Source organism: Haloferax sp. Q22 (genome assembly GCF_001482285.1).
GTDB lineage: Archaea > Halobacteriota > Halobacteria > Halobacteriales > Haloferacaceae > Haloferax.
Genome location: NZ_LOEP01000005.1, coordinates 208,724 through 230,268, shown reverse-complemented (window position 1 = coordinate 230,268; position 21,545 = coordinate 208,724). Strand labels below are relative to the sequence as shown.

Genomic DNA, 21,545 nt, shown 5'->3' with positions numbered 1-21,545 from the left:
CCGCGCCGTCAGCGGTTGTTTTCGGGGCCGTCAGCGGTTGCTTTCGGTCGTGATTTCGAACCGCGCGCCGCCCTCGTCGCTCTCGACGAACCAGACGCTCCAGCCGTGGGCGTTCACGACGCTCATGACGACGCTAAGTCCGAAGCCGGTCCCCTCGGAACTCGTGGTGTAGCCCGCCTCGAAGATGCGGGGACGCTCGTCCGGTGGAATTCCCGGGCCGTCGTCTTCGACGTAGAACCCGTCGCGGTCGGCGAGGGGGCCGACACTGACGGTCACGTCGTCGCCGCCGTGGCGGATGGCGTTCGAAAAGAGATTCTCGAGGAGCTGTCTAAGCCGTCCACGGTGGGCGTCGACCGCGATGTCGCCGTCGACGACGAGCGTCGCTTCCGGCGCGTTGCTCGCGGCGGTCGTCCACGCCGCCTCGGCGACGGACCCGAGCGATAGTCGCTCCGCCTCCTCGACCGTCTGGCCGTTGCGCGCGAGCGCCAACACGTCCTCGACGATACCGGCCATCCGCTCGTGGGCGGTCGCGACCCGGTCCAACTCGTCGCCGTCGTACCGCTCGCGGGCGAGTTCGAGATAGCCCATCGCCGCGTTCAGCGGGTTCTTGAGGTCGTGGGAGACGACCGACGCGAACGATTCGAGCTGCTCGTTCTGGCTGGCGAGTTCGCGCTCGCGCCGACGTAGCTGCTGTTCGCGCTCGACCCGGTCCAAGACCGCGCGGGTGTTGGCGGCCAGCACCTTCGCCAGCGCGATTCGCTGGTCGGCCAGCGAGTCATCGCCGAGAGAGGCGACGAAGAACACGCCGTGGTCGGGAATCGGGACGATAAGTTCCTCTTTGACCCCGGCGTCGAGGACGAACCGCCGCGGGTTCGAGCCCACGTCCCGGTAGAGGTTGTGTTCGCCGCGCTCGAACACCTCCCACGTCAGACCGGCCCCCCGCGGAATCGGCGGCACGTCGCCGAACACCGCCCACGCCTCGTCCGTGAACGCCGTCGGGACGAGCGCGTCTAGCGACTCGTCGTACAGGAGGACACCGCTAATTGCGTAGTCGAGGACCTCCGTGGCGGCCTCGCGGACGATTTCGGCGACCTCCTCGCGACTCGTCGCCCCGGTCAGCCGCCGGGTCGAGGCGTGGAGTGCGTTGAGTCGCTGTTCGTACCGCGTTCGCGCCGTGACGTCCGTCGAGATGCCCACCGCACCCTCGACCTCGTCGTCGCCGACGATGGGCGAGACGGTGAACTCGACCACGTAGTTCTTCTCGGGAAGCGACAGTTCGATTTCGAACCGCTCGCGGGTGCTCTCGCCGTCGAGAACGGCGTCGAGGGCGGCCTCGGCGCACTCGTAGTGTTCGGCGGCGAGATAGCCGGCGTCGCGGAGCGCGGAGATGTGTCGGCCGACGAACGCCGACATGGGGATGGTCGTCCGCGACAGCGCGGTCTCGTTGATGAACTGGATCACGCCCGCCTCGTCGACCACGTACGCACCCTGTCCGATGCTCTCGACGATGGTCTCGTACCGCTTGAGCCGCTGTTCGTAGCTCCGCTGTTCGGTCACGTTCCGCGAGGTGACGACGAACCCGCCGACCGAGGTGTCCGCCTGGTTGCTCCCCACGGATTCGAGCCACGTCCACGACCCCTCGGCGTTCCGGTGGCGGTACCGGACGGCCTCGGTCCCGTCGGCCCCCGTCCGGAGCGCGTGTTCGAAGACGTCCTTCACGTGCTCCCAGTCGTCGGGGTGAATCAGGTCGGAGACGGGCTTTCCGACCAGCTTGCCGGGGTTGAACCCGAGGACGTCGGTGACGGAGGGGCTCTGGTACCTGATTCGCCCGTCGGTCCCGACGAGAGTCACGAGATCCCGCGCCAGCTCCACGAGACCGCGGAACTGCGCCTCCGTCGCGCGCTGTTCGGTCACGTCGCGCATTGAGACGAGGACGCCGTACGAACCGTGATACTCGATGTCCTTGACGTTCGCCGCACACTCGTGGACGCCGCCGTCGGCGTCGACGAGGCGGACCTCGTAGCTCACGGGCGCGTCGCCGCCCCGCCGCCGCGTCTCGGAGATACGGCTGACCTTCTCCCGGTCGTCGGTATGGATGACGTCGAGGAGCGCGGTCTCGGCGAGTTCGTCGTCGCTTCGGCCGGTGAGTTCGGTCAGCCGGCGGTTCCAAAAGCGGAAGTCGCCGTCCTGCGCGATGAAGATGGCGTCGTGGCTCTGCTCGACGACGGTCCGATACAACGAGTTCGAGTCCCGCCCGCTCGACGCCCACCGAGAGAACTCGATGGTGCGCTCGATTCGCGCGGCGACCGCGGCGGCCGCCTTCTGCGTCCTCGGGAAGTCGACGACGATGGCCCCGCTCCCGTGGGCCGACCCGCCGGCGGTCGCGGCCCCGCGGGTGACGAGAAAAAAGACCGGAACCACGCCGACGCGGTCGCGGACGCGGGAGACGAACCCAGTGTCGACGTCGCCGCAGCGGACGACGCCGGCGACCCCGTCGTCGAGGGCGTCGAACACCGCGTCTTCCGCACACATCTCGGTCGTGAAGCCGCGTCGCTCGACAGCCTCGACGAGGCCGTCCGGGCACTCGTCGACGAGGACGACGCGGGAATCGCTCATACCAGTATCAGTTCGGGAACCTGTATATATCTCACGTGATACCGGACTGACGAGTGTCTGACGCGCCCCGACACCGACCGTCGGTTACATGCCATTTGACACACTCGTTCGTGACATGTCCGACGACTTTCCCGCCGAGGCCGCGGCAATCGTCCAGCGGCACATCGAGGACGAACACGGCTACCTGTCGTGGCTCAACACCCGCGTCGACGCCATCGAGCGCGGCCGTATCGTGATGACCATCCCGTACGACGAAAAGCTCACCAACACCGTGTCGCCGCCGACCATCCACGGCGGCATCGCGGCGACGCTCATCGACACCGCGGGCGGCATCGCCCTCCGGACGATGCTCGACGACCCGCTCGCCGGCGGCGTCGCCACTATCAACCTCAACGTGAACTACCTGCGGCGGGCGTCGGGCGACCTGACCGCGGTCGCCGAGGTCGTCCGTGCGGGTGGCTCGGTCGGCGTGAGCACCATCACCGTTGTCAGCACCGACCCGGAAGAGGACTCGGACGTGGCCGCCCGGCAGTCGCCGTCGAGCGACTGGAACGACGCCGTCGCCACCGGACAGGGCGCGTACCGGCTCTTCCGGGAGTGAGACGCGGCCGAAAACGCGGTCAGCGTCGGGGTCGGAGTCAGGGCACCGCCCGCACCCGGCGGGACCGTCGGCCTACTCGAACGCCACGTCCGCGAGCGTCGTCGTCTCGCCGAACAGCCAGTCGGCGTGGTCGACCGCGTACTCCTTGTGTTCCGCTTCGATGTAGCCGAGCGCGTCGGTGACGAGAATCGGTCGGTAGTCGCGTAGCCCGGCGCTCCCAGCGGTGTGCAGGACGCAGACGTTCGCCAGCGTCCCGCAGATGAGCAGGTCGTCCACGCCGTGGCTGTCGAGCCATCCCTCTAGTTGCGTCTGGTGGAACGCGTCGTAGGTGTGCTTCTCGACGACGAGGTCCTCGTCGCGGACGTCGAGGTCGCCGTGGAGGTCGGCGTCCCACGTCCCCTCGACGACGTGTTCGCCCCAGCGCTCGAACTCGTCGTAGTAGTGGTTGCCGTCGAACTGCTCCGGCGGGTGCACGTCGCGGGTGTAGACGACGCGCGCGCCGGCGTCGCGGGCGGCGTCGACGAGGTCCGTGACGGGCTCGATTGCTGATTCGCTCCCCGGCGCGAACAGGCTCCCGTCGGGGTGACAAAAGCCGTTCTGCATGTCGACGACGACCACCGCGGTTCGGTTCGGATCGAGTGCCATACGCGTCGGTTGCCCCGGGACGACCAAAACAGTACGCGCCGCCCCGATTCGACGCCTGAACCCGACAAGGTACTTCACTCCGGAGTCCAAGGATACGATATGCGAACGCCCGGTCTCCGCGCCGTTTTCGCCGCCCTACTCTTGGTTCTCGCCGGCTGTGCCGCTCCCACGGCCGCGCCCGGCGGCGACGCACCGCCCGCGACGCCCGACCCGGACAGAGAAGGATTCGCCGACCCCGACCGGGACGTGCTCGGCTGGGAGGACGGCTACTGGTACGACGAGCCCATCGCCGTCGACCAGTCCGACGGCCTCAACGACTCCGAGATGGATGCGTACGTCGCCCGCGGAATGGCCCGCGTCGAACACCTCCGGCAGTTGGAGTTCGACGAGCGCGTCCCCGTGAACGTCATCTCCCGCGACGACTACCGGAGCGACAGCGCCAACAGATCCGGGTCGGCCGACTCCGAGTTCAACCGCTGGAACGACCAGGTGTGGGAGGCGCTGTTCATCACCGGTGAATCAACCGGAAGCGCGAGCGCCATCTCCGAGACGACCGGCAGTTCGGTCCTCGGCTTCTACTCGCCGTCCGACGACGAAATCAAAATCGTCACCGACTCGACCGGCGAGCCGACCATCGACAACACCACGCTCATCCACGAACTGGTCCACGCTCTGCAGGACCAGCACTTCGACCTGACCGACGCCCGCTTCCGCGGCGAGACGCAGGACAGCGACCTCGCTATCGACGGCATCGTCGAGGGCGACGCCAGATACGTCGAACAGCGGTACGTCGACCAGTGCGCGGCCGGCACGTGGGACTGCGTCGTCACGCCCGCCGCGGGTGGCTCCGGCGGCGGGTCGGGCGGTGGCGGCCCAAACCTCGGCATCCTGCTCACTATCTACCAGCCGTACTCCGACGGCCCGGTCTACGTCCACGACCTGTACGAACAGGGCGGCTGGGAGGCCGTCAACGACGCCCTGCGCAACCCGCCGGTGTCCTCCGAACAGACCATCCACGTGACCGACGAGTCGCCGCGTCCCATCTCCTTCGCCGACGAGGGGACGAACGGCTGGACCACCTTCCCCGGACAGGGCGTCGAGGGCTCCGACACGGTCGGCGAGGCGTCGATGTTCTCGATGTTCTGGTATCAGGCCCGCACGTCCGGCGCGGAGACCGTCCGCGTCCAGTCCATCCTCGACACGACCTCGGAGTACGACACGTACAACTACGACGCCGCGCCGTCGAACGGCTGGGCGAACGACCGCCTGTTCCCCTACCGTAACGAGGCCGGCGCGGAGACCGAGTACGGCTACGTCTGGGTGACCGAGTGGGACACCGACGGCGACGCACAGGAGTTCCACGACGCCTACCTGAACATCCTCAGCGCCCACGACGCCACCCAGCGTGACGACGGCATCTACGTCATCGAGGACGGCTCGTTCAACGACGCCTTCCGGGTCGTCCGCACCGGCGACCGCGTTGTCATCGTCAACGGGCCGGCACCCGCTGATGTGGACGAGATCCGGCCGGGACTCGCGTCGTAACCTCCGCGCCGAGACGCTTTTTCCTCTCCCTCCCCTGCACCCGCTATGAATCGCCGCCGCCTCGCCACCGTTCTCTCCGCTCTTCTCCTCGTCGTCGCGGGCTGTGCCGCCCCCGTCGCCGACCCGGACGCGGCGGGTGGGTCTGCGCCTCCAACCGATGACTGGTCGTGGCCCGCCGACCCGCCGACCGACCGGCTGGGCTGGGAGGGCGGCTACTGGTACAACGAGTCCATCGCGGTCAACCAGTCCGACGGCCTGAACGCGACCGAGCGCGAGGCGTTCGTCGCCCGGACGATGGCCCGCGTCGAGGTCGTCCGCGAACTGGAGTTCGAGGAGTCCGTTCCGGTCGAGGTCGTCTCGCGCGCCGAGTACCGAAACCAGTCCGACGAGTCGCCCGACCCGGTCCACAGCGACTGGAACGACCAGGTGTGGGAGGCGCTGTTGCTGGTCGGCGAGGACCGGGCCATCGACGAGGTGTTCGACGAACTGTACGGCGGTGCGGTGCTCGGCTACTACTCGCCCTCCGAGGACCGTATCGTCATCGTGAGCGACGACGACCAGCCGACCATCGACCGGCGGACGCTCGCCCACGAACTGGTCCACGCCCTGCAGGACCAGCACTTCGGACTGGACGGCTCGCCGCCGACGCAGGACGCCCAACTCGCCGAGAACGGACTGGTCGAAGGCGACGCCCGCTACGTCGACCGGCTGTACGAAGAGCGCTGTGAGACCGAGTGGAACTGCGTCCCCCGGCCCTCCGGAAACGGGTCGGGTAGCGGTTCGTTCGACTATCCGGTGTTCCTCACCATCTACGCGCCCTACAGCGAGGGTCCGACGTTCGTCTCGGACCTGCGCGAGCGCGGCGGCTGGGCGGCCGTCGACGACGCCTACGCCGACCGCCCGACCTCGACCGAGCAGGTGCTCCACCCGAAGCGGTACCCCGACGAGCGGCCCGTCGAGGTGACGGTCGAAGACCGGTCGTCGGCCGCGTGGACGCGCTACGACACCGACCCCGTCGCCGACACGGTCGGCGAGGCGTCCATTTTCGCGACGTTCTGGAAGCACCGCGCCATCGACCGGACCGACCTCCAGCGGAACACCGGGGCGTACTCGCCGTACAACTACACGGCCGGTCCCTCTGAGGGCTGGGCCGGCGACGCGGTGATACCCTACCGCCCGGCGTCGGACGAGACCTACGAGGCGAACCCCCACGAGCGCGGCTACGTCTGGCGGACGGTCTGGGACACCGAGGCTGACGCCGAGCAGTTCGAGCGGGCCTACGTGACCTACACACTGAGGCTCCGCCTCGGCGGGTCGTACGCGGGTGAGAACACCTATCTCGTCGACGATGGTCCCTTCGCAGACGCCTATCGGGTGACGAGAGACGGCGACACCGTCACCATCGTCAACGCGCCGACGGTGGAACAGTTGGACGAGATTCACGAGCGAAGGTAGGAGAAAGCACTTGTGCTATAGCTGACATCAGACTGTATGTCCCGCCGGCTCGGCCAGTTCGCGCTCGCCGCCTCCTTGCTCGTCCTGTTTGTCGCGGCCTTCCTCTTCATCACCGGGACGCTCGTTCCGTGGTCGAACAGTTGTCCGCCGCACCTCGACGTGGACCCGGCCGACGACGTTCCCGCCGACGCGGAGATAGTCGCCTACGAGTCGCTGACCCCCGCCGAACGGGCCGCCTTCGACGACGCGCTGGCCTCGGATTCGATGATTTCGCTCGAAGACCGGCCGTGGTCGCCGAGCACCAGTTACGTCCGGAAGAACGGGACGCTCTACTTCGCGGCCGTTGCCGTCTGCTGACCCGTTGAAGAGAATTCGTCTTCGACGCACGTGACCGATTATACACCTTTTTCATCGGCCGGGTGGAATCCGCGCCAATGAGTGACTTCGATATCGTCGGTCCCGAGGCCATCCGCGACGGCGTCGCGACCGACGCCTACTTCGAGCGGACCGAGGCGACCCTCCGACACGCGGGCAAGAACCCCCGCGTCGTCGCCGAGGTGACGGCCGACCAGTTCCCCGACGGTGATTTCGAGCTGCTCGCCGGCGTGAAAGACGCCGCGGAACTGCTCTCCGGCCACGATATCGACGTCGACGCCATGCCCGAGGGCCTGCTGTTCGACGGCGGCCCCGTGATGCGAATCGAGGGCGACTACCTCGAATTCGCTCGGCTCGAAACCTCGCTGCTCGGCTTTCTCTCGCACGCCTCGGGCTGTGCGACGGCCGCCCTCGAAGCCCGCGCGGCGGCTCCCGACTCAACCGTCCTCTCGTTCGGCGCGCGCCACGTTCATCCCTCCATCGCCGCGATGGTCGAGCGGAGCGCCCTCGTCGCCGGTCTCGACGGCTTCTCGCACGTCGCCGCCGGCGAGATTCTCGGGAAGGAGGCGTCGGGGACGATGCCCCACGCGCTCCTCATCGCCTTCGGGCGCGGCAATCAGGCCGAGGCGTTTCGCGCCTTCGACGAGGCCGTCGACGAGGACGTGCCGCGGGTCGCCCTCTGTGACACCTACGGCGACGAGACTGAGGAGGTCCTGCAGGCGGTCGAGACGCTCGGCGACGACCTCGACAGTGTCCGCCTCGACACCACGTCCTCGCGCCGCGGCGACTTCCGCCACATCGTCCGCGAGGTCCGCTGGGAACTCGACGCCCGCGGCCACGAGGACGTGGGCATCTTCGTGAGCGGTGGCCTCGGTCCGGCCGAACTCCGGCACCTCCGCGACGTGGTGGAGGGCTTCGGCGTCGGCGGCCACATCTCCAACGCTAATCCGGTAGACTTCGCGCTCGACATCGTCGAGGTAAACGGCGAACCCGCGGCCAAGCGGGGCAAGCTCTCGGGCGTAAAGGAGGTCTACCGCACGGCCGACGGCGGCCACCACGTCGGTCTCCGCGGGCGACCCGGCCCGACCGACGGCGAGGCGCTCCTCGAACCGCTCATCCGCGACGGCGAGGTCGTCTCGGAGTTCGACTTCGACATCGACGCGGCCGCGACGCGGGCCAGAGAGGACGCCGAGTTAGTCGGCTTCGGCGACGAGTAAGACGCGGTCTCGTTTTGCGGCGACGCTCGGGGCCGTCGCTCGCCAGTTAGGTTCTCCCCCCAAGGAGTCGCGTCGTCGCCGCGACGACTTACAGCGCTTCGACGCTCCCGCCGTCGTCGCGCTCGCGGAAGACCTGCCCTTCGAACAGGGTGATCATGGTGTCGTCGTCCTGCCACGCCAGCGGCGACAGGCCGGCCTTACGGCAGGCGTTCGTGAGGAACTCCTCTTTCGACCAGCCGAGTTCGATCGGGAGCGTCGGATACATCCAGCCGTGAGTGCCGCCGGCGTCGATGGCGACCCCGTGGGTGCCGAGTTCGATGTCGGCGACTGGGTCGTTAGTCAGCGTGTAATTGTTGACGATACAAACAGAGATGTTCAGATTCGGGAGTTCGGGTGCTTCGATTTCGGTTTGACACGAGTCGCCCGACGCGGCCTTGATGGCCGCGTCGACGATGGCGTGACCGAGTTGGTCTTTCCCCCGATATGCGCCCGCACAGCCCCGCAGTCGACCGCGCCCACGTGTCGACTTGATGCGGACGAACGCCCCAGTTCGGGCGTAAAATGCGTCGCGCATGCTGCCCGGTTGCTCTCTCTGCCCGTGAAGAACGTACGATTCGACCGATTCCCGCGCTAGTTCGACCGCCCGCGCCCCATCCTCGTAGGTGAGGTGTACGGTCTGCGCCTCGGACATATTATCATCCAAGTCCTGTGGTGACTTCAACGCTTCCCTCGAATGTTATCGGGTTGTTATGTAGAATCGGTGCCACATAACGGGCGACTAAACCCGCGTATGACCCCGTTAATCGAACCGCTTATCCGACCGACCGGACTAGGGTAGGTCGGCAGAGAGAGCCCAGTTCCCGTGCCCGAGATGGGCATGAGGAAAGTCCCCCCACCGTCCGAACGGGTGACCGGGCGCAAGCCCGGAGTCGGAGACGGCTGGCGCTGGAACAGAAACGAGACCGCTCGACTTGACCGATGATGCGCGCGCGACGGCCCCGCCGGCGCCGGCGCGGCCATCATGGCCGCGTGCGAACCGACCCGTAAGGGAAGGGAGTTAACCCGCAGAGGGAAGCGAGATGGCGTCGCCATCTCTGACGGTCGAGAACGGATGGAACGGCGAATCCTCACCGGTGCAAGTCCGCGCCGCGAAGGTAGTTCGGACGGCGCGTCGGGTTCGCCCGTCGCGCCCTCGGGGCTCGCCCCGAGAAGGACGCGGACGCTGAGCCGAATGCTGGGACGAACAGAAGGGGGCTTACTCCTCTCAGCCGCTTTCGAACACCCGAGCGGCCGCGCTGTCGGTCGGGTCGCGCCGTCGGGAAACGCTCTTGACCGTTCGCCACCGCAGTCTCGGTATGCGCGGTTCGACCCTCCTCGTCGCGGCGCTCGTCGTCCTCGCCGGCTGTGCCGCGCCGGTGTCGCCGGGAGACGACGCGACGACTTCGACGACCGCTCCGTCCGCCACGACTACCGAAACGCCGCCGACCGCAGTCTCGACTACGGCGCCGCCAGCGACCGCGACTGCAACGCCTACCGCGTCGCCGACGCCCGAGCCGACAGAGACGTTCACGCCAGCATCTGGCTACGGTCCGTGGGGCTCCGACCCGGTCGTCGTCGCCGTCGAGGCAGCCAACGACGACCGCGACTACGCCGCGCTCGTGACCGAGGCGACGACGTTCTGGGAGGCGAACGACGCGCGCTACCTCGGCTATGAGGTCGACTACGAGGTCGACGCCGACGCCCGCAACCCGGACATGGTGGTCCGCTTTTCCGACACCATCCCCGAGTGTAGCGGACAGGCCGACGCGGTCGGCTGCGCGCCGTACATCACCCGCGCCGGCCAGATTGACCGCCCCGAGACCGTCTACATCCGAACCGGGTTCAGCGACGACTCGACGGTCGAAATCATCGAACACGAACTGGGCCACACGCTCGGTCTCGCCCACGGCGACGAGCCCGCAGCCCTGATGAACGCCACGGGCATCCTCTACACGCTCCCGCGGACGAACGCGACCGAGAAGGCGTTCCCGTGGGACGACCCGAACTTCACGGTCTACGTCGACGACGCGAACGCCTCGGACCCCGACGCGGCCCGCGAGCAGATCCGTCACGCCCTCGATTACTTCGCCGACGGCGCACCGGGGATGCCCGACAACCTCACCTACACCTACGTGGACGACCCGGCGGACGCCGAGGTTCGTATCTCCTTTGCGGACTCCTCGCCGTGCGCCCCGGGCGCGGTCTCCTGTGCCGCCGCCAGCGGCTACGACCCGGACGGGGACGGCGCGTTAGAGACGTATGGGAGCTATCGGGTCATCCTCGTCGACCTCGACACCGAGGCTGTCGGCTGGCACGTCGGCTACTGGACCGCACACTACCTCGGCGCGGAGGCCGACGACGAAAAGCCAGAGCCGTTCCGGAACGCGACGTACAACGAGCGTCGGAGCGAGTGGTGGACGTAGCGCGGTCGCCACGTCGGCCGCTCCGGCGTGTTTCGCGCCGAAAACGGCTGTGCTCGTCCGTTCGAATCGGCCGAGTCCTTCTTTGGTACGGCCCCCGTAGACACGGTCGTGATTCCCACCGACAGGCACGGTGACGCCCACCCCGCCTTCGACGAGGAGTCGTTCCGCGACGCGCTCGCCGAGTTCGGGGGCACGGACGCGGAGCGCCGGGTCGTCGCGCGGCAGGCCCGCGACCTCGCCGACTCGGGGCAGGCCGAAGCCGACCGCGGCGCGGCGCTCACGGGTGACGAAATCGTCCGCAACATGCGCGACGCGCCCGAGGGCGGCCCCGCGACGCGCTGGAACTGGTGGCTCGGGGCGCTCGAAGCCGCCCACGGCGGCTACCGCGAGTTCCAAGTCCGCCGCATCCCGAAAGCCTGACCCCCGCCCCGCGCGACGTTCTGTGGCTACGTGGCCGCCGTCTCTCTCCGTCGAGTGATGCGTCGCACTCTCCCTCGCCCGTCGTCTTTCGGGTATATTTGTCGCCTCAGTGTGGTCGGAATCTGCCGAACGTCCCCGCCGCTCCGACCGTTCAAAACCAAAGCAGATTACACGCTTGTTACAGAAAGGGTGTGTAACGCGTACGAACAACCTACCGGTGATGCCTACTCTACAATGACAGACAACTACGACGTGATTATCGCAGGCGCGGGTCCTGCAGGTGGACAGGCGGCACGAGACCTCGCCGCCCGAGGCTACGACGTGTGCGTCCTCGAAACCGAGTCCGAAGACGAGTTCCCCTCCAGGAGTAACAAATCGACCGCCGGGACGTTCCCGTCGACGATGGCCTCGTTCAATATCCCCGACGAGGTCGTGATGAACTTCACCGACGACGTCGTTCTGGAGTCCCCGAACGACCACTACCACCGGCACCAACCCGGTGCGGTCCTCGAGTTCGCGGACTTCAAGAACTGGCTCGTCGACGAGGCGGAAGCCGACGGCGCGGAGTATCTATTCGACGCGCGCGTCTCCAAGCCAATCATGGAGGGCGGCGAAATCGTCGGCGTCCGGTACAACGGCGACAAAGAGGTGTACGCCGACATCGTCATCGACGCGACCGGTCCGAGCGCACCGCTCGCCAAGGCGCTCGACGTGTGCGACCTCGACCGACAAAAGCAGGCTATCGGTATCGAGTTCGAGTTCGAGGGCATGGACCTCGCGCCCGAGGGCTACGGCGACCTCACCGACGCGATGATGCTCCGACTCGACCACGACATCGCGCCCGGCGGCTACTCGTGGATATTCCACACCGGCGGCGACACCGCGAAAGTCGGCGTCTGCTACATCCAAAACGAGGGACACCGCCACAACGCCAAGTCGGGGTACACCATCGACGACTACCTCCAGTACTGGCTCGACACCGACCCGCGCTTCGCGAACGCGGAGCGCATCGAGGGCAAACAGCACCGCGGTTCCGCGCACATCCAACTTCCGGGTCGCATGAGCACGGACAACTTCATGGCCATCGGCGACACGGTCCCGACCGTCGACCCGCTGTGGGGCGAGGGCATCGACAAGTGCATGCGCTCGGGCCGGGCCGCGGCCGCGACCGCCGACCGCGCGCTCACGAACTCCGAGCGCGACACCTCGGCGTCCGAACTCGCCGTCTACGACCAACTGTGGCACGAGCGCGTCGCGCCGAAGGTCAAAAACCGCCTGTTCATGACGGAGATGCTCTACCGCGCCTCCAACGAGCGCTACGACAAACTGCTCGAAGACCTCCATCGCCTCCCCAACGAGCAGTTGGACGCCGCGAACGGCGGCAGTCCCCTCGCCATGTTCCGCATGCTCAAGTTCGAAGACCTCTCTATCCTCGCGTCCACCGCGCGAGACTGGTTCTCGAACTAACCACCGGACGGAACGGGCATCTCTCCCGGTCCCCGCGACTCTCGTCTCTCGTCTCGATTCAGTCTCTCTTCTCTCCGCCGCTCACTCGCTTTCGTCGCGCTCGTCGCGCTCGTCGCGCTCGTCGCGCTCGTCGCGCTCGTCGCCGCCGTCACCGAGCGTCGCCAGCGCGTCGGCCAGTGCGGTCCGCGCCGACGCGACGTGTTCGTCCGCCGCCTCGTCTTCGGTCTCGCCGACGTTCGACAGCAGGTGTTCGACGTGGCCGAGTCGCGTCCGGACCACCTCGTCGTCCGGGAGCGGGCCGACTGCGAGGTCGCCCGCGACGGCCTCCGCCTCGCCGAGCCACCGGCTCGCGTCCTCGCGGACGGGCCGGGTCGCCGTCGCGGCGAGTCGGTCGTGGAGCGCCGTCACCAGCCGTTCGAGGGAGTCGCGGTCGGTTTCGGCCTCGGGTTCCGTGTCGCCCTCGGCGTCGGATTCGGGTTCGGAGCCGGTCACACCTCGGGAGACGGCGGCCGGCGTGAAAAGCGTCGAGTGCGGACTCCGGCGGGACCGACGAGCAAAAGCCCCTCCGGTCGGTACTGCCGGCAATGAAACTCCAGTTCCTCGGCGGGGCCGAGGAAGTCGGGCGCAGCGCGATTCTCGTCAACGACTCGCTGTTGCTCGACTACGGGATGCTGACCGGGAACCCCCCGCAGTTCCCCGTCGGCTCCGTAGACCCCGACGCCGTCGTCGTCTCGCACGGCCACCTCGACCACGTCGGGACGGTCCCCTCGCTCCTCTCGGGCGACGACTGGCCGGCGGTCCATTGGACGCCGCCGACCGACGAACTCGCTCGGACGCTCGCGCGCGACACGCTCAAACTCCACGGCGGGAGCTACAACTGCCCGTTCACCGAGACGCACGTCAGGCGGATGACCCAGCAGTCGGAACACCACGACTACGGGGAGGCGTTCGAGGCCGCCGGCCATGAGGTCACGTTCTACAACGCGGGCCACATCCCCGGGAGCGCCCACGTCCTCGTCGACGACGGGGAGACCCGCCTGCTCTACACCGCCGACTTCCACACCGACGACCAGCGGTTGGTCCCGGGCACGACCGACCGTCCGGACGCCGACGTGGTCATCTGCGAATCCACCTACTCCGACGTGGAACACGACGACCGCGCGACCGTCGAAGAGCGCTTCGTGGAGTCGGTGCGGACGACCGTCTGGGAGGGTGGCACCGTCGTCGTCCCCGCGTTCGCCATCGGCCGGACGCAGGAGCTTCTCATGGTGCTCGACGCCCACGACATCGACTGCTACGTCGACGGCATGGGGACGCGCGTGCTGCGGATGCTCCGGAACCACCCCAACTACGTCCGCGACGCGGCGGCGCTCAAGCGGGCGAAATCGAACGCACGCATCGTCTCGGGCCGGGACGGCCAGCGAAAGCGCATCGCCCGGCAGAACTCGGTCATCGTGACGACGAGCGGGATGCTCTCGGGCGGGCCGGCGATGACGTACATCCCCGAGATTCGGGGAGACCCGACGAACAAAATCTGTCTCACCGGCTATCAGGTCGAGGGAACGCCGGGAAGGGAACTGGTCGAACGCGGCCGGTGTGAACTCAACGGCGGGGTCGTCCCCGTGGCCGCCCGCACCGAGATGTACGACTTCTCCGCCCACGCCGACCGACACGGGCTCCTCTCGTTCCTCGACGACTACCGCGACGCCCCGGTGTTCGTCAACCACGGCGACCGCTGTGCGGCGTTCGCCGAGGAACTCCGCGCCGACGGCTACGAGGCCGCGGCTCCAGAAATCGGAACGACGGTTGAGGTCTGAGGCGCGCGGCGGCCGACGTCGGCCCACGAGTCACCGAACTCAGGGGCGTTCGTCGTCCGTCTCCGGGACTTCTATCGATCGGCTCGCGGCGACGCACGCGGACACGCGAAGTCGCGTTCGCCGCGACCGAAAGCGACCGAGGAACGAGCCGAGCGCCCCATCGAATGAATCCGAACTCATGGTTTTAGGTTGGCCTAAACAATGATAGTCGTTGCGGTCAGCGCGCGCACACTCTCCGACGGGGTCGGCGAGCGGCCGACTCCCCGCGACCGCTACCCGACCGTAACTCCTTCATTCGACCGAAACCCCTTCATTTCGCCTGCAACGAGGCGACTGTCTCGAGTTCCGACGCGTCAGTCGCGGTCGAGTCGCTCGCGGCGACGGTCGAACTCCTCGTCGTCGATGTCGCCGCGGGCGTAGGCCCGGCGGAGTTCGTCGAGCGCGTCGTCGCCTCCGTCGCCCCCGTCGCGCAGGGCACGGAACAGGAGGACGCCGCCGCCGACGACGACCGCGAGGACGAGCAGTTGACCGAGCAGTCCCATCCCCCACATCCACCACGGGACGGTCCCGCCGGTCCCGCCGTGCATCCACGTATCGTGCATCCAGCCGCCGCCCCACCCCATCGGCATGCCGCCGCCGAAGCCGGCCATCCCGAAGAGGACGGGAAGCGCGAACAGCGCGGCCAGCGCGAGCAGGACGATGCCCGCGAGTCGCGTCGAGTCGTTTGTCGTCGTCATGGTGTTCACCGGAGCGGTGGTGTCCGCTCCACAGGTGACAGTACGCGCCCCACGTTTACGTCGATTGTTGCTTCGAGCCTTCGGCTCCGCCGTCGGCAAAGCTTCCATTCCGCCGATTTGCGTCGCCCTGACTTTGGAATCCGTTCACTCCTCCGTCAGTCGTGGTTTTTCGTCGACAACTGTCGGTTCATACTTGAACCTCGCTGTCCTCTCGCCGGTATGCTTGGTCGGCTGAACGTCCTCGTCGTCAGCGGGGACGCCGCCGTTCGCGAGCGTCTCGCGACCGAACTTCCCGATTCGGTCGGCGACGCCACGACCGACGTCCGCGTCTCGACTGCTGACAGCCTCGATGCGGTTCACGCGGTGCTCGAACGAAGTCGCATCGACTGTCTCGTCGTCTCGACCGAGGTCACCGACTCGGAGGGCCGACCGCTCGTCTCGAAGCTCCGCGACGACGGCGTGCCGCTCGTCTCGTTCGAGCGGTCGCCCCCCGACGAACACGATCTCGACAACCTCGGGCACGTCGTCTACGATGCCGCCCGCAACACCGTCGGGTCGCTCGACCACCGCGCGCTCTTCGAGGCCGTCAACGTCGGGCTCGCGGTTCGCAACCTCGAAACGCTCGAACTCGTCGACATCAACCAACACTATCTGGACATCCTCGGCATCGACCGCGCGTCGGTCATCGACACGACCCCCGCTCACGTCACCGCAGCCCTCGACGGCTACGACGCCGAACGCGCCCTCGACGCGGTCGAGACCGCTCGCGAGGAGGGCGAGCACGTCTTCACGTGGCCCATCGAGAACGCGTCGGGCGACACCGTTTGGATTCGCGTCAGCCTCACGGTCGCCGAGATATCGGGACGGGACCGACTCATCTCGACGGTCGAGGACGTGACCGAAGAGCGCCGGCGCGAACGCGACCTCGAGGCGTTCAAGGGCGCGGTCGACTCCGTCGACGCCGGCGTCACCATCACCGAGAACGACCGACACGTGTACGTCAACGAGGCCGCGGCCGACATCTGCGGCTACTCGGACCCCGAGTCGATGCTCGGGACGGGTTGGGGCCACCTCCACGACGAGTCGGAGCTCGAACGGCTCAGAGAGACCATTCCGCCCGCGCTCGAAGCCGACGGCAAGTGGCAAGGTGAGGTGGCGATTCGCCGGCCCGACGACGAGCTCGTCCCGGTTCGGTTCTCCATCACGTCCCTCGACGGCGACCGCAACGTCATCGTCTTCCAGAACCTCTCCGAGCAGAAGGCGCGCGAGGACGAACTCGAACGGAGCCGCGACTTTTTGGAACGCACCCAGCGCATCTCGAAGGTCGGCGGCTGGGAACTCGACCTCGTGACCGACACACTGGCGTGGACCGACCAGACGAAGCGCATCCACGAGGTGCCGCTCGACTACGAGCCGAACGTCGACGACGCCATCGAGTTCTACGCCGCCGAGGAGCGAGACCGGGTCCGCAAGCTGTTGAACCGCTGTCGGTCCGAGGGCATCCCGTGGGAAGACGAGTTCCGACTGGTGACCGCAGAGGGATCGGAGCTGTGGGTCCGCGCCCGCGGCGAGCCCGTCATCCGCGACGGGCGCGTGGCGGCGCTCAGAGGGACGATTCAGGACGTGACCGCCCGCCGCACCCGCGAGCGCGAACTCGAACGGACGAACGCCGAACTGGAGGCACTCAACCGAATCGTCCGCCACGACATCCGCAACGACATGGCTGTCATCGTCGGCTGGGCGGAGCTACTCCGAGAACACGTCGACGGGGAGGGCGCGGACATCCTCTCGCGCATCCTCTCGACGGGTCGCCACACCATCGAGATAACCGAGGTCGCCCGCGACCTGATGGAGACGATGAGCGGCGGTGGCGTCGAGACGCGCCCGATGTCGCTCGTGAACGCCGTCGAGCGCGAACTCGCGGTCCGCCGCGAGGCGTTCCCGCACGCGACGTTCGAGGTCGACGGCGAGATACCCGACGTGGCGGTGCGTGCGAACCCGCTCATCGCGTCAGTGCTCGGCAACCTCTTCAACAACGCCGTCCAGCACAACGACGGCAGCACCGTCGTCACCGTCTCGGCGACCGTGGACGACGATGCCGACATGGCGGTCATCCGTATCGCCGACGACGGTTCGGGCATCCCCGACGCGCGGAAGCCGGTCGTCTTCGGGAAGGGCGAAAAGGGGCTCGAAAGCACCGGCACCGGCCTCGGGCTCTACCTCGTCCACCAGCTGGTCGACTCGTTCGGCGGCGAGGTCCACTTCGAGGACAACGAACCCACGGGCACGGTCGTCGTCGTCTCGCTCCCGCTCGCGTCGGCGGACTGAGCCGAGCGCAACGCGCTCAGACCGTGTCGGTCGGCTCGTGCGACTCGGCCATCTCGGTCGCGGCGGCCGCGTACGCCGCCTTTGTCTCCTCGTCGGAGACGCGGCCCAGTTCGTCCTCGGGTACGTCGATGGCGGCGTAGGTGTCGCGTACGTCGGACTCGAAACTCGTCAGCGAGCGCTCTTTGCGGTGGTAGCGCCTCCCGTCGGTGGTCGCGTACACGAGGATGATGATGTTCTGTTCGTCGTCCGAGTAGGTCCGTTCGACCAACCACGTCCGCACCTCGTTCGCCATGGTCAAGCGTACGAGCGGAACCGTGATACGTCCCCGGTCGATTCTCAGTCCTCGATACCCAACTCGTCGAGGAGCGTCTCCAGCGTGTAGCTCTGGAGCGCCCGGTGGCTGTCGCGCATCGCGGAGATGACGAACGTCGAGTTGGTCCGCTCGACCTCCGGCGTTGCCTCGAAGTCGCTGATGAGGCGCTCCACGCGGTCGGAGTCCGCGAGATGGGCGACGACGATGAAGTCTGTCTCGCCCATCGTGAAGTAGAGTTGGGTGACGCCCTCTATCTCCAGCAGTTTGTTCCCGACTTCCTCGTACGACCCGCTGTAGTCCGCCAGCACCTCCACGACCACGGTGACGCCGAGTCCGAACGCCTCTAAGTCGATGTCGTAGAGGTCGTTCTCGATGACGCCGTCGTCCTTCAGGTTGTTCAGGCGGTAGTGGATGGTCGAGACCGGGATGTCTGTCTCTTCGTGTAGCTTCTCGGGACTGCCCGTCCCGAGGTCCGCGATGGCCTTCAACAGGCGCACGTCGCGTTCGTCCATACCCTCTCGTTGCGGTCGGTGACGTAAGTCCTTGTTCTGTCCGCCGTTTTCGCCACCTCTCTCACGCTCTCGGACTATCACGAATTATAGAGAATTTACTACAGCAAATACGACTATATTCAGTTTAAAATCCAACTCAAATCGAATCACTTGTAGAAGGATTTAACAACACGCGTCTCTGAGAACTGAAACAGATTCGACCATGACGCGAACCACTTGGAGAAACATTCCGACCACGCCCCTGCTTTTCGTCGCGCTCGCGGCGATGTGGGGCACTTCGTTCGTCGCCATCGAGGTCGGCTTGGAGTTCTTCCCGACGCTCTCTTTCGCGGCGCTCCGCTACGAACTCGCGGGGCTCGTGATGCTGGCGTACGCCTGCTACTCCACCGACCGCTGGCGACCCGAGACCAGAGACGAACTGCTCGCGACGACCATCGGCGCGGTGTTCATCATCGCCGCCTACCACGGCCTGCTCTACCTCGGACAGGAACACGTCCCCGGCGCGGTGGCCTCTATCATCATCAGCCTCTCGCCCATCCTGACTGCGGTCTTCGCCTCGGTCATCCTCACCGAGGGGTCGCTGGGGAAGACCGGGACGCTCGGGCTGCTCGCCGGTTTCGCCGGTGCCGTGCTCGTCGCCGACCCAGTCTCGGCGTTCTCGGGATCGTCCGGGTCGGCGCAGGGACTCGGCATCGTCCTCATCTTCCTCGCGGCGGTGTCGTTCGCCCTCGGTGCGGTCCTCACCCGCCCGCTCCGGAGTGACCTCCCGGTCCAGTCGATGCAGGCGTGGTCGATGCTCGGTGGCGGTGTCCTGCTTCACGGCTGGGCACTCGTCCGCGGCGAGTCGCTTTCCACTATCGAGTTCGCCCCCGCCGGTATCGCGTCGTTCCTCTACCTGACGCTCGTCTCCGGCGCGGTGGCGTTCCTCCTCTACTTCGAGCTTCTGGACCGCCTCGGACCGACCGAACTCAACCTCATCGGCTACGTCGAACCCGTGGTCGCGGCGCTCATGAGCTGGGCGCTCCTCGGTCACGTCATCGACACGACGGCGCTCGTCGGCTTCGGAGCCATCTTCTTCGGCTTCGCGGCGATGAAAAAGGAAATGCTGGTGTCGGTCGCCGTCGCGGTCCGGCGACGGGTTGCCGCGTAGGTTCGGTTTCGTTCTCTGTCTCTGTGTTTGCCTTCTCGGTGAGTGCGATGCGCTTTCAGACGGCGTCAGGCGGTCGATTCGCACGCGTTGTTCGTATGGACTCGTCACGGAGGGAGTAACCGATGGCTAGCATGGCGAGAGCCTGCAAACTCCCGAAGAGGAACGGTGCCCACGGGGGAGTCCACGGACCCAGGACCGCGACGCGGGCGACGTTCACAGCGAAGGCGACAGCCGGCACGAACAAGAGAACACCGAGGAACTGTGGGTGTGAGCCAGTCCGCAGACTCGCGATGCCGACGAGAAGGAATCCGAGAACCATTGGGACGATATTCGATAGCTGAGCGGCTTCAACCCAGGTTGGCGGAGTCATCGCCACGAACTCGGCGCTCCCCACGAGGAACGTCAGCGTGAATCCGACCACGCCGAGTACTGCAAGGATGCCGCCGGCGCGCGCCAACTGGGGACCCCGGTCCGTGAGTCCATAGCACAGCCCTCCTAATCCCAAGAACGCCACCGCGTGACCGACGCCAGCAAAAACGTTCCGCGGAACGGGTAGGTCTACGAGCCACGTAACAGCGAGGCTCGCAGCATGAGCGACCAACACTACCCCGCCGACGAGAAAGAGTGCCGGACTCCACCGTTCGAGTGTGGTTAGGTGCGAAGACGCGGCGCGTTGCATGGGCGAACGTCGTCGGTGTTCGACATAATTCCCGGGATACCTGCGTACTCGGCGTGCGCCGTACTCAGCACGCTCTCAACGAACTGGCAGCGAGTACGCGTCTCAAAAAGCCCGTGTTCTCACTTTCACTCCGCTTCCGCGGGGACGCTTCCCCGGAGTCCGACCACCCGAGCCACGCTTTCGCGCTGCACGAGGAGGAATCCGGAGAGGATGACCCCGAAGCCGAGGACGGTCGCCGGCGAGACGGACTCGCCGAGGAACGCCCAGCCGGTGACGGTGGCGACGACCGGCATCGCGTAGGCGACGAGGTTGCCGCGGACGGGGCCGGCCTCGGCGAGGAGCGCGAAGTAGACCGGGTAGGCCGCGGCGGTCGCGGGCATGCCGACGTAGAGAATCGCGGCGACGAGCTCCGGCGACCACGCGACCTGCGCGACCGACTCGCCGAGACCGAGGCTGGCGGCGTGGATGCCGACGGCGGCGGCCGCCATCGCCCACGCGGTCTGCGGGAGCGTCCCGATAGAGGGGCCGACGCGCTTGAGCAGGACGGTCCCGAAGGCGACCGACAGCGCCGAACAGACGATGAGCGCCTGTCCGACGCTCCCGCCGCCGAGGACGCTCTCGGGGCCGACGATGACGACGACGCCGACGAGTCCGAGCAGGATGCCGGCAGCGTCGACCGCGGAGATGCGCGCGTCATCGAGGAGCAAGACGGCGAACACCGGGGAGGCCACGGGCATGATGCTGTACATGACGGCCGCCGCGCCGGTCGTCGCGTGCTGCTGGCCGAGGAAGAGGAACACGTTGTTCGCCCCGAGGACGAACGCGGCGCTGGCGAGGATGCCGAGCGCGTCGGCGCGGGTCCGCGGGAGCCAGTAGCCGCCGCGGACGGCGACGAGCGTCAGGAGGACGACGGCGGCGACGTCGACGCGGAAGGCCGCAAAGAGCACTGGTGGGACCGAGCCGATGGCGGCCTTGATGCCGACGAAGGAGGTGCCGAACAGCACCGCGGCCGCGACGAAGAGGACGAGGGTCCGGTGACGGCTCACGCCACCACCCCCCGCGCTGTGGCCGGCGTTCGATTCGCCGGGTGAGCGCGGGAGGTGGAGTGCGGTCGACGCTCGGTGCGTGGACGGCGTAAGGGCGTCGTCTGTATCACAACACATCCTGCGGCTTCCGAAGGCATATGTCTAACGATTGGTCTCGTTG

General features: G+C 67.2%; 21 protein-coding genes and 1 other RNA gene. 12 read left to right on the top strand and 10 right to left on the bottom strand.

Annotated elements, in window-relative coordinates; all coding sequences use genetic code 11:
- Positions 1–30 precede the first annotated feature (30 nt).
- The gene (locus AM590_RS02075) at positions 31–2,616 is read right to left on the bottom strand and encodes a PAS domain S-box protein (protein ID WP_058825987.1); all 2,586 of its coding nucleotides are present in this window, start codon (positions 2,614–2,616) and stop codon (positions 31–33) included.
- Between the two features lie 115 nt (positions 2,617–2,731).
- On the opposite strand from AM590_RS02075, the gene AM590_RS02070 reads away from it, so the two are divergent.
- Complete coding sequence (locus AM590_RS02070) at positions 2,732–3,217, top strand: PaaI family thioesterase (protein ID WP_172795738.1); 486 nt, start codon at positions 2,732–2,734, stop codon at positions 3,215–3,217.
- Between the two features lie 72 nt (positions 3,218–3,289).
- Here AM590_RS02070 and AM590_RS02065 read toward each other — a convergent pair whose 3' ends face one another.
- Positions 3,290–3,862 (bottom strand): cysteine hydrolase family protein, encoded by a 573-nt coding sequence (locus AM590_RS02065; RefSeq protein WP_058825985.1) that lies wholly within the window; start codon positions 3,860–3,862, stop codon positions 3,290–3,292.
- Positions 3,863–3,961: 99 nt separating this feature from the next.
- On the opposite strand from AM590_RS02065, the gene AM590_RS02060 reads away from it, so the two are divergent.
- The 4 genes from AM590_RS02060 (at position 3,962) to AM590_RS02045 (ending at position 8,454) form a co-directional block, all read left to right on the top strand.
- Complete coding sequence (locus AM590_RS02060; protein ID WP_058825984.1) at positions 3,962–5,407, top strand: Hvo_1808 family surface protein; 1,446 nt, start codon at positions 3,962–3,964, stop codon at positions 5,405–5,407.
- Between the two features lie 45 nt (positions 5,408–5,452).
- A complete protein-coding gene (locus AM590_RS02055) occupies positions 5,453–6,862 on the top strand; it encodes an Hvo_1808 family surface protein (RefSeq protein ID WP_058825983.1) in 1,410 nt (469 codons plus the stop codon).
- Positions 6,863–6,898: 36 nt separating this feature from the next.
- On the top strand, positions 6,899–7,219 hold the full coding sequence (locus AM590_RS02050) for a hypothetical protein (RefSeq protein ID WP_058825982.1): 321 nt from the start codon (positions 6,899–6,901) through the stop codon (positions 7,217–7,219).
- A gap of 77 nt (positions 7,220–7,296) precedes the next feature.
- On the top strand, positions 7,297–8,454 hold the full coding sequence (locus tag AM590_RS02045) for a nicotinate phosphoribosyltransferase (RefSeq protein WP_058825981.1): 1,158 nt from the start codon (positions 7,297–7,299) through the stop codon (positions 8,452–8,454).
- Between the two features lie 88 nt (positions 8,455–8,542).
- Here AM590_RS02045 and AM590_RS02040 read toward each other — a convergent pair whose 3' ends face one another.
- Entirely contained in the window at positions 8,543–9,145 is a 603-nt protein-coding gene (locus AM590_RS02040) for a TIGR00296 family protein (protein ID WP_004976452.1), read from the bottom strand.
- A 150-nt stretch (positions 9,146–9,295) separates the two neighbouring features.
- Between AM590_RS02040 and rnpB the strand changes: the two genes are divergently transcribed.
- The 4 genes from rnpB to AM590_RS02025 all read left to right on the top strand — a co-directional run bounded on the left by rnpB (position 9,296) and on the right by AM590_RS02025 (position 12,803).
- Positions 9,296–9,724: RNase P RNA component (gene rnpB / locus AM590_RS02210), an RNA gene on the top strand.
- Positions 9,725–9,809: 85 nt separating this feature from the next.
- Complete coding sequence (locus tag AM590_RS02035; RefSeq protein ID WP_058825980.1) at positions 9,810–10,916, top strand: matrixin; 1,107 nt, start codon at positions 9,810–9,812, stop codon at positions 10,914–10,916.
- Between the two features lie 108 nt (positions 10,917–11,024).
- Positions 11,025–11,336, top strand: coding sequence for a hypothetical protein (locus tag AM590_RS02030; protein ID WP_058825979.1), 312 nt, complete (start codon positions 11,025–11,027; stop codon positions 11,334–11,336).
- Positions 11,337–11,570: 234 nt separating this feature from the next.
- Complete coding sequence (locus AM590_RS02025) at positions 11,571–12,803, top strand: digeranylgeranylglycerophospholipid reductase (protein ID WP_058825978.1); 1,233 nt, start codon at positions 11,571–11,573, stop codon at positions 12,801–12,803.
- An 81-nt stretch (positions 12,804–12,884) separates the two neighbouring features.
- On the opposite strand, the gene AM590_RS02020 is transcribed toward AM590_RS02025, so the two are convergent.
- A complete protein-coding gene (locus tag AM590_RS02020) occupies positions 12,885–13,295 on the bottom strand; it encodes a hypothetical protein (RefSeq protein WP_058825977.1) in 411 nt (136 codons plus the stop codon).
- Between the two features lie 92 nt (positions 13,296–13,387).
- Here AM590_RS02020 and AM590_RS02015 point away from each other — a divergent pair, with 92 nt between their 5' ends.
- Positions 13,388–14,620 carry an MBL fold metallo-hydrolase gene (locus tag AM590_RS02015; RefSeq protein ID WP_058825976.1) on the top strand — a complete coding sequence of 411 codons (1,233 nt, stop codon included), beginning with the start codon at positions 13,388–13,390 and terminating at the stop codon, positions 14,618–14,620.
- 39 nt (positions 14,621–14,659) lie between these two features.
- Here the strand turns inward: AM590_RS02015 and AM590_RS20715 are convergent, their stop codons facing one another.
- Both AM590_RS20715 and AM590_RS02010 read right to left on the bottom strand, forming a co-directional pair.
- Complete coding sequence (locus AM590_RS20715; RefSeq protein WP_172795737.1) at positions 14,660–14,800, bottom strand: hypothetical protein; 141 nt, start codon at positions 14,798–14,800, stop codon at positions 14,660–14,662.
- A 173-nt stretch (positions 14,801–14,973) separates the two neighbouring features.
- Complete coding sequence (locus tag AM590_RS02010; protein WP_058826021.1) at positions 14,974–15,357, bottom strand: SHOCT domain-containing protein; 384 nt, start codon at positions 15,355–15,357, stop codon at positions 14,974–14,976.
- A 219-nt stretch (positions 15,358–15,576) separates the two neighbouring features.
- On the opposite strand from AM590_RS02010, the gene AM590_RS02005 reads away from it, so the two are divergent.
- Positions 15,577–17,685, top strand: coding sequence for a PAS domain-containing sensor histidine kinase (locus AM590_RS02005; RefSeq protein WP_058825975.1), 2,109 nt, complete (start codon positions 15,577–15,579; stop codon positions 17,683–17,685).
- Positions 17,686–17,701: 16 nt separating this feature from the next.
- Here the strand turns inward: AM590_RS02005 and AM590_RS02000 are convergent, their stop codons facing one another.
- Both AM590_RS02000 and AM590_RS01995 read right to left on the bottom strand, forming a co-directional pair.
- Entirely contained in the window at positions 17,702–17,977 is a 276-nt protein-coding gene (locus AM590_RS02000; protein ID WP_058825974.1) for a hypothetical protein, read from the bottom strand.
- A gap of 44 nt (positions 17,978–18,021) precedes the next feature.
- A complete protein-coding gene (locus AM590_RS01995; protein WP_058566265.1) occupies positions 18,022–18,510 on the bottom strand; it encodes an Lrp/AsnC family transcriptional regulator in 489 nt (162 codons plus the stop codon).
- Between the two features lie 202 nt (positions 18,511–18,712).
- Between AM590_RS01995 and AM590_RS01990 the strand changes: the two genes are divergently transcribed.
- Positions 18,713–19,660, top strand: a complete 948-nt coding sequence (locus tag AM590_RS01990) for a DMT family transporter (RefSeq protein WP_058825973.1) — start codon at positions 18,713–18,715, stop codon at positions 19,658–19,660.
- Positions 19,661–19,715: 55 nt separating this feature from the next.
- Here AM590_RS01990 and AM590_RS01985 read toward each other — a convergent pair whose 3' ends face one another.
- Both AM590_RS01985 and AM590_RS01980 read right to left on the bottom strand, forming a co-directional pair.
- On the bottom strand, positions 19,716–20,339 hold the full coding sequence (locus AM590_RS01985) for a hypothetical protein (RefSeq protein ID WP_058825972.1): 624 nt from the start codon (positions 20,337–20,339) through the stop codon (positions 19,716–19,718).
- A gap of 125 nt (positions 20,340–20,464) precedes the next feature.
- Positions 20,465–21,385: a DMT family transporter gene (locus AM590_RS01980; protein WP_058826020.1), complete on the bottom strand. Its 921-nt coding sequence runs from the start codon at positions 21,383–21,385 to the stop codon at positions 20,465–20,467.
- Positions 21,386–21,545 lie beyond the last annotated feature (160 nt).